The sequence below is a fragment of the Sphingobacterium corticibacter genome, assembly GCF_003076635.1.
Lineage (GTDB): Bacteria > Bacteroidota > Bacteroidia > Sphingobacteriales > Sphingobacteriaceae > Sphingobacterium > Sphingobacterium corticibacter.
The window spans coordinates 18,637-35,193 of sequence record NZ_QDKG01000002.1; the positions used below are offsets into that span (position 1 = coordinate 18,637).

Annotated in this window: 12 protein-coding genes; 6 read left to right on the forward strand and 6 right to left on the reverse strand. The window is 44.3% G+C overall.

All coding sequences use genetic code 11. From position 1 onward, the window contains the following. The first annotated feature begins 30 nt into the window (after positions 1 to 30). From DC487_RS06030 to DC487_RS06045, 4 genes are all read left to right on the forward strand, one after another. Complete coding sequence (locus tag DC487_RS06030) at positions 31 to 3,516, forward strand: TonB-dependent receptor (RefSeq protein ID WP_116775077.1); 3,486 nt, start codon at positions 31 to 33, stop codon at positions 3,514 to 3,516. 8 nt (positions 3,517 to 3,524) lie between these two features. Further along, positions 3,525 to 5,216 carry a RagB/SusD family nutrient uptake outer membrane protein gene (locus tag DC487_RS06035; protein ID WP_116775568.1) on the forward strand — a complete coding sequence of 564 codons (1,692 nt, stop codon included), beginning with the start codon at positions 3,525 to 3,527 and terminating at the stop codon, positions 5,214 to 5,216. A 19-nt stretch (positions 5,217 to 5,235) separates the two neighbouring features. Further along, complete coding sequence (locus DC487_RS06040) at positions 5,236 to 6,066, forward strand: hypothetical protein (protein ID WP_116775569.1); 831 nt, start codon at positions 5,236 to 5,238, stop codon at positions 6,064 to 6,066. Positions 6,067 to 6,264: 198 nt separating this feature from the next. After that, complete coding sequence (locus DC487_RS06045; protein WP_165799028.1) at positions 6,265 to 6,864, forward strand: RNA polymerase sigma factor; 600 nt, start codon at positions 6,265 to 6,267, stop codon at positions 6,862 to 6,864. 26 nt (positions 6,865 to 6,890) lie between these two features. Here DC487_RS06045 and DC487_RS06050 read toward each other — a convergent pair whose 3' ends face one another. Together DC487_RS06050 and DC487_RS06055 are read right to left on the reverse strand one after the other, a co-directional pair. Then, complete coding sequence (locus tag DC487_RS06050; RefSeq protein WP_165799029.1) at positions 6,891 to 7,532, reverse strand: response regulator transcription factor; 642 nt, start codon at positions 7,530 to 7,532, stop codon at positions 6,891 to 6,893. 1 nt (position 7,533) lies between these two features. Next, positions 7,534 to 9,249 (reverse strand): sensor histidine kinase, encoded by a 1,716-nt coding sequence (locus DC487_RS06055; protein ID WP_165799030.1) that lies wholly within the window; start codon positions 9,247 to 9,249, stop codon positions 7,534 to 7,536. Positions 9,250 to 9,758: 509 nt separating this feature from the next. On the opposite strand from DC487_RS06055, the gene DC487_RS06060 reads away from it, so the two are divergent. Beyond that, positions 9,759 to 11,069: an OmpA family protein gene (locus DC487_RS06060; protein ID WP_116775081.1), complete on the forward strand. Its 1,311-nt coding sequence runs from the start codon at positions 9,759 to 9,761 to the stop codon at positions 11,067 to 11,069. Positions 11,070 to 11,079: 10 nt separating this feature from the next. Next, positions 11,080 to 12,915: a PL29 family lyase N-terminal domain-containing protein gene (locus DC487_RS06065; protein WP_116775082.1), complete on the forward strand. Its 1,836-nt coding sequence runs from the start codon at positions 11,080 to 11,082 to the stop codon at positions 12,913 to 12,915. Between the two features lie 65 nt (positions 12,916 to 12,980). Here the strand turns inward: DC487_RS06065 and DC487_RS06070 are convergent, their stop codons facing one another. The 4 genes from DC487_RS06070 to DC487_RS06085 form a co-directional block, all read right to left on the reverse strand. Continuing rightward, positions 12,981 to 14,111: an NAD(P)-binding domain-containing protein gene (locus DC487_RS06070; RefSeq protein WP_116775083.1), complete on the reverse strand. Its 1,131-nt coding sequence runs from the start codon at positions 14,109 to 14,111 to the stop codon at positions 12,981 to 12,983. 147 nt (positions 14,112 to 14,258) lie between these two features. Beyond that, complete coding sequence (locus tag DC487_RS06075; RefSeq protein ID WP_116775084.1) at positions 14,259 to 15,251, reverse strand: hypothetical protein; 993 nt, start codon at positions 15,249 to 15,251, stop codon at positions 14,259 to 14,261. Positions 15,252 to 15,262: 11 nt separating this feature from the next. Next, complete coding sequence (locus DC487_RS06080) at positions 15,263 to 15,907, reverse strand: hypothetical protein (RefSeq protein ID WP_116775085.1); 645 nt, start codon at positions 15,905 to 15,907, stop codon at positions 15,263 to 15,265. Next, positions 15,907 to 16,443 (reverse strand): RNA polymerase sigma factor, encoded by a 537-nt coding sequence (locus DC487_RS06085; RefSeq protein ID WP_116775086.1) that lies wholly within the window; start codon positions 16,441 to 16,443, stop codon positions 15,907 to 15,909. The genes DC487_RS06080 and DC487_RS06085 overlap by 1 nt, the downstream gene beginning before the upstream one ends. Positions 16,444 to 16,557 lie beyond the last annotated feature (114 nt).

Consider the following 16,557-nt stretch of genomic DNA (forward strand, 5'->3'; position numbering starts at 1 on the left):
ATTCATCAACACATGTAATTGTACAAAAATATGATTTTTATACAACAGGTCGATTATGCCCCGAGTGCGGCTAGATCTAAAATTAAACGTTGGGTAATCATTATGAAATTAACCATACTATTTACCGTTTTAAGCATCCTAAAACTCACTGCCAGTGGATTTGCACAGCCAATCTCCATCAAGGCGGTCAACACGCCGCTGGTCAACATCATGCAATCGGTACAAAAGCAGAGCGGCATGCCATTCTTACTCAATGGCAAAGACATTGCGGCAGCAAAACTCACCGCCGACATCAAGGATGTACAATTGGAAAAAGCCCTCAACTTGTTGTTCGTAGGACAACCGATTGCATGGGAAATCTCCGATGGCACCATTATCTTGCGTCGGCAAGCAGCCGCGAACGCAAAAAACGGGGTTGCGCCCACTGCGCGGCAAGAGCGTAGGATCAGTGGAACAGTGACCGATGAGCGTGGCGTGCCTATCCAAGGTGCTTCCGTACAAGTTGTGGGAAGCAATGTAGGCACGAATACCGACGATCAGGGAAACTTTCAATTGGTGCTACCAAGCGGCAACAGACCTGTACTGCGCGTAAGCTATATTGGTTTTCTAAGTACGGATATCAATGTCGGTGATCAGCAGACCTTGAATGTGACGCTCAAAGCTAGCTTAGGCGACCTTGATGAAGTTGTCGTAGTAGGTTATGGTACACAAAAGAAAAAATTGGTTACCGGTGCCACGGTAGAAATTAAGGGCGAGGATCTGGAAAGATTAAGCACGCCCAACATCTTGGAAGCGATGCAAAGTCAATCTCCCGGAGTGCAGATCACGCAAAACTCTGGTATGCCTGGCGAAAGTTTTAAAGTCACGATCCGTGGTTTAGGAACGATCAACAATTCATCGCCGCTCTACGTGATCGACGGAATTCCGGGTGGCGACATTAATGTTTTAAACCCTTCGGATATCGAACGTATCGACGTACTGAAAGATGCCGCATCTGCTGCGATTTATGGTTCGCGGGCTGCCAATGGCGTTGTGCTCGTGACTACAAAACAGGGACGTGCAGGCAAGCTTTCCTTGCATTTGGACAGCTATGTCGGCTTCCAAAATGTATACAAAATGCCCTCATTGCTGACGGCAAAAGAGTACATGGCTATTCAGGATGAGCGACGCTTTAACGAAGGTGCCGCGCCATTCAACTGGGAACAACTTATTCCAAAACAGTACGAGCAAATCATGAATGGTAGCTGGAATGGTACCAACTGGATGCGGGAAATCCAAAACGAAAATGCGCTATTGCAGAATACTTCACTCAACTTGATGGGTGGCAATGAACAATCGCGCTTCTCAATGGGCTATTCGCACACCAATCGTGATGGTATCTTGGGCGCTCCGGTTCAACCTGACTTTCAGCGCCAAACTGCTCGTATCAACTCCGAACACATCTTATTGAAAAATGATGAGTTTGATATCGTCAAATTTGGTGAAAACCTCAACTACGCGTACACAAAACGTTCGGGAATTGGTATCGGTAATATTTATTGGAACGACATCCACAACATGTTGGTGGGCAATCCACTGCTTCCTATTCGCAATGCGAATGGTGGCTACTATGATCACGCTAGCAAGGTAGCCGATGGTTGGGCACTAGATGGTGCGACTGCCAATCCGGTCGCAGATATGGATTATCGCCGCGGACAAAATTTGAGCAAAAACCACGCGTTATCAATCAATGCTTATCTAGAGGTACAACCTATCAAAGACTTGGTATTCCGCTCCAGCTTTGGCTATCGGCTAACGGCTTCTTCTTACCGCCAATATACGCCTGCCTTTGAGCTGTCGACCACCACGGTTAACGCGATAGATGATATCTCTCAAAACCAAGGTTTAGGCTATAAATACCTATGGGAAAATACGTTGAGCTACAAACTGCATCCTTTCCAGAATCATCAATTAGATGTCGTCGTTGGTCAATCTATCGAGAAGAACGGATTGGGTGAAGATGTGGGCGCTGCCACGGCAAACTCCTCTTTCCCTGGACAATGGGACAAAGCTTGGCTGAGCAATGGACAAGGCTATGATGGCTTTGTACCAACGGTCAACGGTGCACACTGGCCACAGTTCAATATCGCATCCTACTTCGGCCGTTTGAATTACAATATCAACGAGACCTATTTAGCTTCCTTTGTACTACGTGCCGACGGTTCGTCCAACTTTGCCCCCGGGCATCGCTGGGGTTACTTCCCTTCTGCATCGTTGGGCTGGGTTGCCACTAACGAGGACTTCCTGCAAGATCAATCTTGGTTGAATTTCTTGAAGTTTCGTGGGAGCTGGGGCCAGAATGGTAATGCTGAGATTCGTCCATTTCAATACTTAGCGACGGTAGCTATCGACGCGAGAAACGGTTATTACTTTGGCAATAGCAAGAGTACGCTGTTGCGTGGAGCTTATCCTGAAATCTTACCAAATCCTAATGTAAGCTGGGAAACTTCAGAGCAGCTCAACATTGGTTTCGATTCCCGTTTTGCGAATAATAGATTGGCGGTGGTATTCGATTGGTATCGCAAATCTACGATCGACTGGTTGGTGCAGGCACCTATTTTAGCCATCTATGGTACACAAGCACCATTTATCAACGGTGGTGACATTGTGAACAAAGGTTTTGAGTTGGGCTTTAACTGGAATGACACCAAAGGTGATTTCCGCTATGGCATTGGTATTAACGGTGCGTACAACAAGAATGAAGTAACTCGAATTGCCAATAATGAGGGTATCATTCATGGTAATCCAGATGTATTGAGTCAAGGTACGAAAGAAATGTACCGCGCACAGGTGGGCTATCCTATCGGATACTTCTTCGGTTTCAAAACCGATGGGATCTTTCAGACACAAGAGCAAATCGACGCCTTGCGTGCATCCGGTCATGGCGTTCTTCCAGGTGCGCAGCCCGGCGATGTATTCTTTCGTGATACCAATGGTGATGGCGCTATTACCGATGATGACCGGGTGATGATTGGCAATCCGCATCCAGCCTTTAGCGGCGGACTAAACCTTACATTTGGTTACAAAGGGATAGACCTTGCGGTTACGGCTATTGGTTCATTTGGCCATCAAATCGCCAAATCTTACCGTTCCTTCGCGGATAGTCCATTGCAAAATTATACGACGGAGGTTTTTGGCCGTTGGCATGGCGAAGGCACTTCCAATCGTTTGCCTCGCTTAACTAGCGGAAGCCATACCAATAATCAGTATATCTCTGACATCTATATTGAGAATGGTGATTTTGTCAAGATTCAAAACATCACATTGGGCTATGACCTAAAACAGATTTGGAAAAATGCACCATTCAGCCAAACTCGTATTTACGCTACGGTACAAAACTTATTCACCTTCACCAACTATAGCGGTATGGATCCCGAGATCGGCTACGGTTACGACGAGCCTTGGGTAAATGGTATTGACTTAGGTTTCTACCCACAACCGCGTACGGTGATGTTTGGAATGAACTTTAAATTCTAATGAAAGACATGAAAAAGATCTTATTTACCTTACTCGCCGCGGGTCTATTGACCTCCTGCGATAAGTTTCTAGATACGGAAAGCTACGATAAAAAAAATACTGGCAACTTTCCGGTCACGGTGGCAGATGCCAATAGCATGCTTACGGGCATTTATTCGAGCTTGAGTGCCGCCATTTCGAATGTGCAGAACACCCATTTCTACATGGCAGAACTAGCTTCTGACGACCGTTTTGGTGGTGGTGGTGAAAATGACCGCGACATGCAAGGGCTAGATCACCTGATGAATACGCAGCCCGATCGTTTTCTAACGTTCTGGACAGCACGCTACCAAGGAATATTCCGTGCGAACACCGCTTTAGAAACTTTGGATCAAGTGGAGGGCTGGACGAATGAAGCGCAGAAAAATCAGGTTTTGGGGGAAGTTTACTTTCTTCGGGCACTTTATTACTTTGAGCTATCTCAACTCTTTGGGGAAGTGCCTTTGGTAACGAGCACATCCGTCTCCAATATACCGAAAACGCCAGCGGATGAAACTTACGCGCAGATAGCGGCTGATCTTCAACAAGCGATCAACTTAATGCCGGCCACTCCTTACACCAGCGTAGCGTCAGGACACGCCACGAAATGGGCTGCTCAAGCGCTGCTAGCACGTGTGTATCTATTTTATACCGGTTATTATAGCAAGAGCGAGTTGCCTGTTGCATCAGGTGGCAGCATTAACAAAGCACAAGTACAGCAAGGATTGGAAGAATGTATCGCTAATAGTGGTCATGATTTGGTAGCCGATTTTCGCAATCTGTGGCCTTACTCTAATGAGTTTACCAAAAAGGATTATCCCTATGCTCAGGATAACAACCTAAGCTACGCTGGCGATGGTCACAAGGAAACGGTTTTTGCGGTCAAGTTTGGCACCTTGGTCGACTGGGGAGACCAATATATGTTGGGCTATTCCAATCAATACAATCTTCACTTTAGCTTACGCAACAATAATGGGCAAGCAGGCACGTTTCCATTCGGCCAAGGTTGGGGTGCAGGCCCTGTGAATAGCAGTTTGTGGAACGAATGGCGACAAGCTGAACCAACCGATGTTCGTCGTGCAGGTTCGATTATCAATGTAGATACCGATCTTGATAATTATATCTACGGCGCCGATAATCAAATGGAGGAAACTGGTTTTTGGCAAAAGAAATACATTGCCGTTACCGCATACGATGATGGTCGTTTAATCCCGTCCTATGCTATCTTGGCCGATGCGGCAGCAGCCGAATACCAATTGGCACATACACAAGATATGGTGCTTATTCGCTTCGCGGATGTACTATTGATGCACGCCGAGCTTTCGGAAACCAACACCAACCTCAATCGGGTGCGCGCGCGCGCGAATCTTGACCCAGTAGGCTATTCGTTAGCCGCGCTCAAGCGAGAACGCCGATGGGAATTAGCATTTGAAGGATTGCGCTATTTCGATTTGATGCGTTGGCAAGAAGCGGCCACAGCGCTTGGTCGTCAAGAAGGTGTATCTATCCGCAATAAGGGAATTGATACGCAGATGCGCGGATTTGGCGGTGGATATGCGGCTCGATTTGAAGCTACGGGAGGTTTTTGGCCTATTCCAATCTCACAAATCGCACTATCTGACGGTGTCTTAACGCAGAATAAAGGTTGGGGTGAGTCTACACATGAATTCCCAGGTTGGTAATCTTTTAGAAAAACACATTATGAAAAAATTCTGGTATACCCTCTGTATTAGTCTCACGCTACTCACCGTAGGTTGTGACGCGATTGAAGACAGAATGGAATTAGGTTCGGCCATCAGCGCCGAACAACTACAGCTTACCGCAACACCAGTGATCGTTGACGGTAAGAAAAGTAATAAAGTCGTATTAGACAATAAAAGTCCGGTACTCTCTTCGTGGGATTACGGTGTTGGACTGACGCAACGCAAAACCGATACGGTTTTGCTGGTATCTACGGGCGACAATGAAATCATTTTTACAGGTTTAAACCCTGATGGTAGCAAAATCACCAAAACCTTACAGGTTACGGTAGATGAATTGACTTTTCCAGTTCCGCTGGAATGGGGATTCTTAACTGGTGGCTCGGAGAGAACTTGGGTTTGGGACACGACGAAGCCTGCAGTTTGGGGTAATGGTGGTTACATGGGCAACTCCGCTCCAGCGTGGTGGACTTTAAAAGAAGCCGACATCAATGGCCAGGCGGCAGGTGAAGGTGTGGGTGCCAAGATGGAGTTTGCGCTTCGCGGAGCTCGGTTATCGAAGATCAAATCAACTGGGCAGACAGAAGACGGTTCGTTTTCTTTTGATATGACGAAAAAGATTACGTTGGACGATGGCACGGTTTGGGCCAAGGGAAAATTGACGACAAAAGGTGTTACCGTACTTTGTGGCATATCGCCGAATGAAAGCAATGCTCCCGTATACGAATACGATATCTTAATCATCAATGATACTGAAATGGTTCTTTCCTATCCTGAACCCGGAGTAGGCGCATGGGGAACAGCCTGGTTTTGGGTGTTTCGCGCTGAATAAACAGTGATTCGGAATTTAGTACATGAACGCCTGATCTTTCGATCAGGCGTTTTTGTTTTGCATGAGCGTCGGCAGCATCTCAACCGTTAAATTTCCCATCACAAATAAATGAAGACTTGTACTTTTAATTGTATAATATTTACAGTAGATTTGGATATCAACCTAGATAGTACAACCTACTATAAACCGGCTACCTATATGGATAAGTTTGACAAACAGATTTCTGATTTGCAACAGGGCAAAGAGACGGCTTTATGTTTCTTTATGGATCAGTATGCCAGCGCACTTCAGTTCTTTGCTTTCAAACTCATCAAAGACAAGGAAGCTAGCGCCGAGATTGTTTCAGATGCCTTTGTAAAGTTATGGGATCGGCGACTAAATTTCCCAGCAGCCGATGGACTAAAATCTTTTCTATACTTAGTAACCAGAAATGCTTGTCTAGATCACCTCAAGCAAAGCAGAAACAAATTTGCGCACGATGACGCATTGCTGCTCGATATAGCGACGTCTGACAGCGACATTCTTAAGAAGATTATTTACAATGAGTTAGTAGAATTGATCGTGCTTGAAATCAAAAAACTACCTAAACAACAGGCGCAAGTATTTCAACTGGCCATAATGGAAGGTCGAAACACGCAGGAAATATGCGACGAACTACATACCAGCCCAAGTACAGTCTATTTTGCGCGCTCGAAAGCTATTGCTGCCCTGAAAAAAGCTTTTGAACAGAGAAAAATATCTGTGCATTACATTTCTTTATTACCGCTAGCCGCAGCTGGCGGTTCATTTATTGTTTAAAGGCATCTTGAACCTTTAAAGTGACCCTAGCTTTCCTTATTATATTGTGCTATGAAAGCCAATAGCTCGGTAGCACTCTGCACATTCAGTTTCCTGTTGATATTCTTACGATGAGTTTCAATCGTGTACGTACTCAGGTCCAAGTCGGCCGCAATCTGTTTGGTCGCTAACCCTTTTTTTATCAATTTAATAATCTCGACCTCTCGTGGAGTCAATTTAAATTGAGACAAAAATGGATCGATAATTTCGTTTGCTTGTTGAGTCTCAAAATCATTCTCTGGACAAGAAAACACTTTCTTCCCATCTCGTATTTGAAGGAGTATCTCTCGCAGTTCGGGAGCTGTTGTATCTTTCATGATATACGCATGCGCCCCCATCTCCTTGGCTTTCTCCACCAGCTTCATATCTTTATACATAGAAATAAAAACGACACGAATGTTCGGATGATATGTTCGAATGGAAGTAGCAGCTTGCAGACCATCAACTATGGGCATGTTAATATCCATCAGAATAAGATCTGGCAGTTGCGTGTTTATAAGTTGCAGTAATACCCGACCATTGGGTACTTGTGCAATAATATCAAACTCAGGCATAGCACCAACAATTTGCGCCAAACCATCCGCAAATAGCAAGTGATCGTCTGCTATTATAATCCTTGTTTTTTCCATTTTATGCTTTTTGAACATTAGGTATGGTAATAATCACAGTCGTTCCACGCGCATTACTATCCATATTGACCGTACCTCCCCAAAAAGCGACTCGCGATTCAATATTTCGTATTCCCATTCCGAGATGTCTATGATCTACTTTAATACCCTTCCCGTTATCCTCTACTACCAAAATGATTTCATCGCCAATGAAAGAAATATCAATCGATGCCCTTGTGGCCTCGGCGTGCTTTATCACATTGTTCAATAATTCATTGACTACTCGATAAAGGGTTAGAACAAGTTCCTCTCCGATAGCACGATCATCCCCATGAGTATATAGATCCAGGTGTAAAGATGTGATACTACGCAGCGATTGTAATCTTTCATTTAGGGTACCAAACAGCCCATTAACTTGCAAATCACGAGGTAAAAGATCGTGCGCTATATTGCGTAAATCTGCTAAAGCCTTCTTACCAATGGAAAGACTTTTTCGATTATAATTTAATGCAAAATCCGTTTGCCACTCCGGAAGTTCGGGCACGTTGGAAATATGCAGAATCAATGTGCTCAACGTAGCGCCCACATCATCGTGTAAATCCTGCGCTAACCGCCGCCGCTCATCTTCTTGTGCTACAATAACTTGCCGGTTCATATCGAGCTCTTGCTTAGCCAACTGTTGCTTTAGATGAATCCGTTCTCCCTTCATCAGATTGTATCGATATATGATCCCTAAGAAGATGATCGTAGTCTCGACTAATAGGCCAAGCTGCACATTCGTCGGGGTAGAAAAAAGTTCCGTAAGATCTCCATACCTCAGTATCCTATAGCAGGCAAAGAGAATGCTAATCGTAAGATAACACATCGCCGAAAGGTAGAACCACGCAGGTGTGAATCCCTGTCTTATCCTAACAATGGCGACCCATACAATGCCTACTGCTATACCAGCAACCGACAAAAGATAGGAATACAATAAGAATTCTTTTAGGTGACTAAAAGAAGGGAAAAAAGATTCAACCGCTAATTTGACAGGTAATGTAATCAGTAGTAATCCTGTGGCACATTGCAGCACAAACTTTGCTTTGATGCGTAGGTCTTTTAGTTGCAAGAATACGAATGCCAGAAGAGACATTAGTATCATCGTTATCGCGCCAGTGATGCTCTGAGACAACATAAACCATTCTGGATGATTCGGGAATACAAACTGAAATTCAGCACCCACACTACAGAACATCCACGACATAGCAGCTAGCACATAAAGCGAATATAGATAATGTATACGATCACCTAAAGTAACTCCCAAAAAAAGATTCACAAAGACATTGAAGAGCATAAATCCTAAAAAAAGCCCAAAAATGGTGTAGAGCCGCTGCTCTTTCCCTTTAAAATAGTCTTCATCCATTAACTCTGGTTTGATGCTAAAAATCTTTCCTTCTTTTTTTGTGTGAATGATAAAATACTCTGTCGCACCAGCAGTAAGTTTTAAGGGCAAAACGAAATCATGATATGGGTAAGGACGCGTGTCAAACGGAAGTGTCGCACCAGTCTCCCATAACTGCTTCATGCCATCAGGTGTTTGGTAAAATACCCGCACGCTGTCCAAATGCGGATTATTGAGCTGAAAGTAAATCGTGCGATTGTCGGAACCAGAATTTTGAAGCTTCAGGCTCAACCAATAATGATCGTTCCCAAAGGTAGAATGAATGCCAGACGAGGGCGCAAGACTCTTTCCACCCATACCCGAAAATAGAGAAAAAACACTGTCTGGATCTAAAATTTCGGATGTCCGAAACCAGTGTAGGTGGTCGTTAATGACATACCTATCGCCTCCCCCTATCTGCAATACTATGATGCTGTCTCCTGCAGCTTGAGCTCGAGAATAACCCACTATAAATAGTATTATGACAGCGAGGAATATTGATCTATAAGACAATTGCAGGCATTTCATTAAGATAAAGATAACAAAGTATACGACCGCCACGCCATACCCATTACTGGGTATTGTATAACGACAACTCGGGCAATACCTTTACGTAATTTCGTAACGCGATAGATCACATACTTTTTTAGGCGTATCGATAAATCTATGAAAAAACAATCAATATCAACCCTACAATTATGAAATACAAAACACAAAATACCCGATCCACTACTGCCATTTGCACATCTAGGAATTGCTTCTGGAGAACTAAATAATTTGGACCATACCACCAACGACCTTTACATGGATGAATAGTAAAGTCTAGCATGCCAAAATCGTTCTGCTGTGTTATTCCACCAAACTTAAACCACATTTCCAAACAATCCATCCCTACCACTAAGATTATGGTCATGCGTTATATCTGTATATTGTATCTCATTTGTTTTTTACCATTTACCGTGCTAGGCCAAGATGAAGCAAAAACACGAGAGAGCGTATTTTATGGTGGATTACATCTAGGCACGCCCTTATTTTGGGGAGATCTATATTCCATTGGCGACAAAACTCGATTGGGCTATGGAGGAGGTCTTCTTGGGGGCGTGCAGCTCAACCAGTGGGTTGGCGCAGAGCTCAATATAGATTACGCGATCGGTAGATTAGGCACCCGCAGCTGGCAAGTAAACGATCTGTTGGATGAGCACGGTATCATTCGATATAGATCTGGCTCACATCGACTAGGTGATCTATACAGCGAGACGCGATTTTTTCGAACAGGTATCCGGATTCCCATTCAATTGCTAAACTTACTTACGGGTACGGATCAAGCTTTCAATCTGGAATTAGCGCCACACTATTATTTAAACAAGTTCGATCCAAATATTAAGGATAGAGATACGAAGGAAATACTTCCTACTGGAGCAAGGCCTAAAAATTGGAGTCATTCCTTGGGAGGTGATTTTGCCATGAACTACCGAATGTCGCCGAGAAGCCACATTTTCCTGCGCACCTCATTAAGTTGGCTAGCCGACGATCAATTTGAAGGCATCCGTACTATACCGGCTTGGCGCGTCAATCTCAATCTTTACACTTCAATTGGTGTTCGACTTGCTTTTGGAAAAAAGACTGTTAACACCCCTGTTAGTACAGCGACACTGGTCTCACCAAATGGTAACACCTACATTTCTCTACCGAAAACTAATGCAAACGAACAGGAAAGTGTACCGATCACTACACCAATATCAAACGCCGATTCCATCGGCAAAGAATCACTAAACGCGATCACACCCACAACAAAATCATCGGAAAAACTTCCGACAATCTATTTTAAACTTAATAGTTCGGTTTTGGACGTGGAACTGCACAAAACTCAACTTAACCGCGTCATCCAATCTGCCATTAAATCCATAGATTATACAATACAAATCGAAGGCTGGACGGATCCGAGCGGCCCTGCGATATTCAACAAGCGACTTGCGTTGGAACGAGCCAAGAGCGTAGCGAATTACTTAATAAGTGCTGGTATTGATCCTGCGCGAATATATTATGTGGGAATGGGCATAGACCGAAGCCAACGCAACTTTAAAGATGCTCGTCGCGTAGAAATTACCATCATCTTTGATCAAGACAAAAAAGACTAATAGTACCATTATGAAACGATATGCTATACTACTAACCTCTCTTCTGATGCTGCTGGGCGCTTGTGAACGGACCGCATTTGACGAACTACTGCGACGCCAAGAAGATCTGCAATCACAGCTTGATGAACACGCTGCGCGACTCGCTGCATTAGAAAACGCCGTGTTGGCCATTAATAACGATATCACCTCCCTTAGTGCTATCGCGAAGGCATTACAAGAAAACATCAGTATTGTTTCTTATAACACCATTAGTGCGGGCTATCTACTAACAATGAGCGACGGCACTACCATCACCCTCACGAATGGTAAAGATGGAAAGGACGGGCAAAACGGAAATAACGGTACCGATGGTAAGGATGGAAAAGATGGTATAAATGCTCCACAGATCAGTGTGAAGCAAGATACCGATGGTATTTATTATTGGACGCTTGATGGAGAATTTATAATCCATAACGGATCAAAGTTGCGAGTCACGGGAAAAGATGGTGAGGATGGACAGAGCGGCAATAATGGTACAGACGGGAAAGATGGCATTACACCACAACTACGTGTGGACGAAGCCAATAATCAGTGGATGATGAGCTACGACGGTGGAAATTCTTGGCTCATTGTACGTGACAGCAAAGGTATTCCGGTACCTGCTACAGGTCCGCGTGGCGAAACTGGCCCGGGCGGCTCCCAAGGGCCCGCTGGTCCTCCGGGTGCCGAGGGAACTTTTGATTTTGCTATTAGCGAGCAGAATGGATTCATTACGATCACGTATCAAGGCAGTTCCTACAGTTTTCCTGTTGCTCAACTCAAGATCAGTTCTTCATCTTCAGCGACCTTCTTTGTTACCGAAACAGGTGCACTTTTTGGAACTGGGAGTAACGTTTATGGGCAACTGGGAAACGGAGATGGAACAAATCGAAATATACCGTACTTCATCATGTCGGGTGTGAAAGATGTTTCTAATTCCGGCGCATTATCTATTATATTGAAAAGCGACGGCACAGTCTGGGTCGCCGGATATAATTATTCCGGCGAACTCGGCTTGGGATATCCAAATGGCCATGCATACACGTTTACCAGAATCACGGATAATGCAAAAAAGATATATGCTGGCCGCAATGTGTTTGTCATCAAAAATGATAATAGCCTTCATGGCACTGGGCCTAATGAATTCGGGCAATTGGGCCTAGGCGACCGACAAAACCGTCATTCGTTGACCAAGATCATGGATGACGTGTCAGATGTTGTCCAAACCTATGCCCACACGCTCATTTTAAAAACTGACGGTGCAGTATATGGTACAGGAGACAATAATAATCATCAACTAGGACTACCACACGAGCAGACCCCTGAGATAAGTGGTCATGGGACTTTTATAACCACAACCCCGTTAAAATGTATTGAAAATGTTTCTGCGATTGCCGCTGGCTACAGCGCCTTTTCTATCGCCCTGAAAAAAGATGGAACAGTATGGGGGACCGGAAGTAACAGTAACGGGCAACTTGGCACCGGCGATTTGGCCGATAGAAGTACTTGGACAAAGCTGACTGACAATGGAAGAAGCGTGGCTGCTGGAACAGCGAGCACGCAAGTATTGAAACAGGATGGTACATTGTGGGTAGCTGGAAGCAATTATTATGGTGAACTCGGTTTCGAATCTCCTCAAGACCAATCTAGTTTTGTGCAAGTAGCAACCAGCGTGAAAAGCATATTTTCGGGTAGTTATTCTAATTCGACATGGTATATTAGGCAGGATAATACGATATGGGCCACGGGAAGCAACACGTACGGACAGCTAGGTCTTGGAAATACTGTAAACGTAAGATCATTCACACAAGTGCATCTTCGTCAATGATTTACTAGCATCCGCTAAAATCGAAATCGTCTAGTAGTCCTGATTTATTCTAATGGTTGAGGTACCTACAAGCCTAGTGTTTCGATCAGTTCTTTGGCTACGATACGCCCTGCTCTATTCGCTCCGATTGTAGATGCGGAAGGACCATATCCTGCGAGATGAATTCGGTGATCCTTGGCTACCTGGGTCGCTAATTTTCCAGACATCACAATACCACCTTCTTCATTCGTAAGCTGTAAAGGTGCCAGATGATCCAAAGAATGATGAAATCCGGTATTCCAAAAGATCACATCCGCATCTAGTGTGGTACCATCCGCCCATCGTACGCCAGTTTCGGTTAATTCGTCAAACATGGGTTTTCTATCTAAGACACCTTTTTGCATCATGCCACGAATTGCGGGCGTCGTGGGCAAGCCCGTGACAGAAACAACCGATTTAGGAGGTAATCCATCTCTCACGCGGGCCTCTACCATCGCTACCGCTTCGCGACCAAGATCTGGATTGAAATCAAAATCTTTGAATTCGGGCGGTCTGCGTGTGACCCAACTTGTTTGTGTCACTTTAGACACTTCATTTAAAAGTTGAATAGCCGAAATACCCGCCCCGACAATGATCACGTGTTTTCCTTCAAACGCTTGTGCGTTTATATAATTCGCGGTATGCAGTTGCTGACCTTTAAATTTTTCAGAGCCTGGATAGCTTGGAATCCGGGGCGTTTTCCAGGTGCCTGTAGCATTGACTATACCCTTGGCCTTGAACTGAACGCCATCCGTATGAATAAGAAAGTGATCATTTTTCTCCGTTACTCGTTGTACTTTGAGTGGACGTATAATGGGCAGTTCAAACGTTTTTTCGTAAACACCATAATACTGAGGTAGTGCCACACTAGCTTTCAACGTCTTGTCATTCGTATTTACGGTGTCGTCAAAAGCTAATCCCGGCAAATCATTAATGCCGTTAACATTATCTAAAGTCAATGAACTCCAGCGATGCTGCCAAGCTCCGCCCGGGCCAGATTCATCATCGATGATTACAAATCCTTTTCCAGGTTCAATGCCTGCTTTTTTCAGGTAATATGCTGCCGATAAGCCGGCTTGTCCGGCTCCTATCACCACAATATCCACATGGTAAAAAGTGGTGGATTTTATACTGTTCGACTGCGAAGAGCTGCTAGTTACCTCGTTGTTGGTTGCCATACATTTTCACGAAAAAACTGTTTTAAGAGCAAAAGATCCACACTGGATTTTTTCTATCTCAAGGTATGTTTTTTCTATCTTTTGTCGACCATCAAGATGTAAAAATTTAGGTGTTCTTCAAGGGCATTTTGATAGGATTATATTGGCTTATTCTTGATAGGTATAGAAATATATTCGTCGCAAAGATGCTCGGACATCAGGAAAATAGTCTTTAATGGTATTATTATTTCGAATGTACTCTTCCATCTCTTTACACGCTTCCAAATCGCCTTTGTGATAGCGCACAGCCGCTATTTTACCACGATCGTTGCGCATGGATATCACATTTATTCCTTCACGCAGCGGATGTATGTTATCTGTTACAAAAATGTGCTGATGATGCAAATTATGCGCATATTCTTCTATCACAGGATCTCCAAATATGTCATAACCCCAATGTGTCTGGTACAAATGGGAGATCCTTTCGGGAAAACCCAAAGCAACGCGCACACGTACTGGACGTCCGTAATTGATGCGGGGTTTCCAGTTTCTTTCGTTTTTCAGAAACGTAGACAGGATGGAATCTGAGACATCGCTGGCGTTTGGAATAAGTTGGCCATCCAGATCCACATCAAAGCTCGGCCACTGTATTTGACCGATTCTAGTGTATTTTGTCGTGGTATCTACTGGTACAAGCTGCTGTACATAAGCAGCCCAACTTTTTAGAAAACGTCCCATACCTCCGGGAGATTCTGCATCAACTAGATAATAGCCACCAAATATATTTTGTCTGGTAAATACATTCTCCCACGACGTGAAATATAACTCCTCACTGTATTCGTCAAATTGATAAAAAGCTCGGAGATGCAAACTATCTTGATCGTTGTACAAGAACTCGGGCACCGTACCGAAAAGCGGCGTCAAATCAGCTCTAGTGGACATGTATTTGGCTTTATTGGCGATGAGCAAATTACTGGATTCACCCTTTCTAAATTCCAATTCAAGATATCCATTCTTACCTCTTAGATCCGGTTTTAATGCGTGGATTTGCTGTTCTATCCAAGCTGTCAAACTATCCCAAGAGTTAGTGATTTCTTGCGCACTAGTTTGCTGCATCGTCAAACTCCATAAGACGATGAATAATAACATTAGTTTTTTCATAGGTGATCTTTTTACTCAGCCCCAATATGCAGGCGGAAGTTTGCTTTTTCACCTTCCCAAAGCAGTTCTTGTTGAATCGTCTCTTTGATCTTCTCGACAAAATGACTATCGCTTGTCCCGCTGATACGGATGTCGTCTGCGTGCCCATTAACGATATCAAATTGAACATCGACAGAGATCGCATTCGTATACGAGGACAGGTTTTTGTGGAGCTCTTGCGAAAATCGATCCCAACCTTTGAGTGGTCGTGCATCTGAATTTTCTTCTGGCACCACTTGCACACGAAGCGCAGGCGTGATAATCGTGATGCCTTCCACTTGCGCGGAATTAGTCGGTTTTTGCTGTAAATGACGGAACACCAACAGCGAACACACTACCACAAACATGACTGCGGCGACCAGCCCAACAGTCAGCCTTTGCCAGCCGAAGAACCGTCTATTGCGTTCTAGGCCTCTCTGCTCTATGCGCTCCGCCAAACGCTTTTGCAACAGACTCAAGGGAGCGGTTTCTACGCCATTTTGCAACTTATAACCATCGATCGCATCTTGTAAAAAAGGATCGTTGATCGCTTCGCGTTCTAGGGCATGCATATCCTCTCGGCTCATGAGCCCAGCCACATAATTGTGAATTCGAGATAACTGATAATTATTGTCCATTACATTTTTTCCATGCACAGCTTCAGATTGCGTTTCCCATTCTGAATATAGCTTTTCACTTTATTCAGATCGAAACCAGTCATCGCTGCAATTTCTTTATAACATTTCTTCTCCAAGTAAAATAGGCGTACACACTGCTCCTGCTCTGGTATTAAGCCCACTAAGCAAACTTCCAGCTTTTCGAAATCCTGTTCTAGCCATACGACCTCGTCTGGCACGGATAATTGCGCTTCGGCTTCGGTCAGGTGCTGATCGATCGGCACGCTATTTTGTCGTTTATCTTTGCGTAGCTGCATGAGGCAATAGTTGCGGGCATACACATACAGCCAACTTTTAAAATTGTCTACTTCGTGTGTACGCATCTTGCTGATGAGTTCTTCAAAGATTTGCATCACCGCATCCTGACTATGATACTGATCTTGCAGGTACTTGTAGCACACACCGTAAAGCAAAGACATGTAAGGAGTAAATAATTCTCCTAAATCTTGCAGATTTCCGGTCTGTCTATAGCGTATGAGCAATGTGCGTTCGTCCATCTAAAGTATTTTACTTCGCTATCATAATGATGCAGGAAGATACCATTTTCCATAAACTCTCCGTCAAAAAAAATTGCCCGCCACTCCCTTCGTCAGGAGTAAGCGGGCTTCATT

Coding starts and splice junctions, on each gene's coding strand:
- DC487_RS06030 (WP_116775077.1), top strand. CDS start 31: ATGATTTTTATACAACAGGTCGATTATGCCCCGAGTGCGGCTAGATCT.
- DC487_RS06035 (WP_116775568.1), top strand. CDS start 3,525: ATGAAAAAGATCTTATTTACCTTACTCGCCGCGGGTCTATTGACCTCC.
- DC487_RS06040 (WP_116775569.1), top strand. CDS start 5,236: ATGAAAAAATTCTGGTATACCCTCTGTATTAGTCTCACGCTACTCACC.
- DC487_RS06045 (WP_165799028.1), top strand. CDS start 6,265: ATGGATAAGTTTGACAAACAGATTTCTGATTTGCAACAGGGCAAAGAG.
- DC487_RS06050 (WP_165799029.1), bottom strand. CDS start 7,532: ATGGAAAAAACAAGGATTATAATAGCAGACGATCACTTGCTATTTGCG.
- DC487_RS06055 (WP_165799030.1), bottom strand. CDS start 9,249: ATGGGTGGAAAGAGTCTTGCGCCCTCGTCTGGCATTCATTCTACCTTT.
- DC487_RS06060 (WP_116775081.1), top strand. CDS start 9,759: ATGCCAAAATCGTTCTGCTGTGTTATTCCACCAAACTTAAACCACATT.
- DC487_RS06065 (WP_116775082.1), top strand. CDS start 11,080: ATGAAACGATATGCTATACTACTAACCTCTCTTCTGATGCTGCTGGGC.
- DC487_RS06070 (WP_116775083.1), bottom strand. CDS start 14,111: ATGGCAACCAACAACGAGGTAACTAGCAGCTCTTCGCAGTCGAACAGT.
- DC487_RS06075 (WP_116775084.1), bottom strand. CDS start 15,251: ATGAAAAAACTAATGTTATTATTCATCGTCTTATGGAGTTTGACGATG.
- DC487_RS06080 (WP_116775085.1), bottom strand. CDS start 15,907: ATGGACAATAATTATCAGTTATCTCGAATTCACAATTATGTGGCTGGG.
- DC487_RS06085 (WP_116775086.1), bottom strand. CDS start 16,443: ATGGACGAACGCACATTGCTCATACGCTATAGACAGACCGGAAATCTG.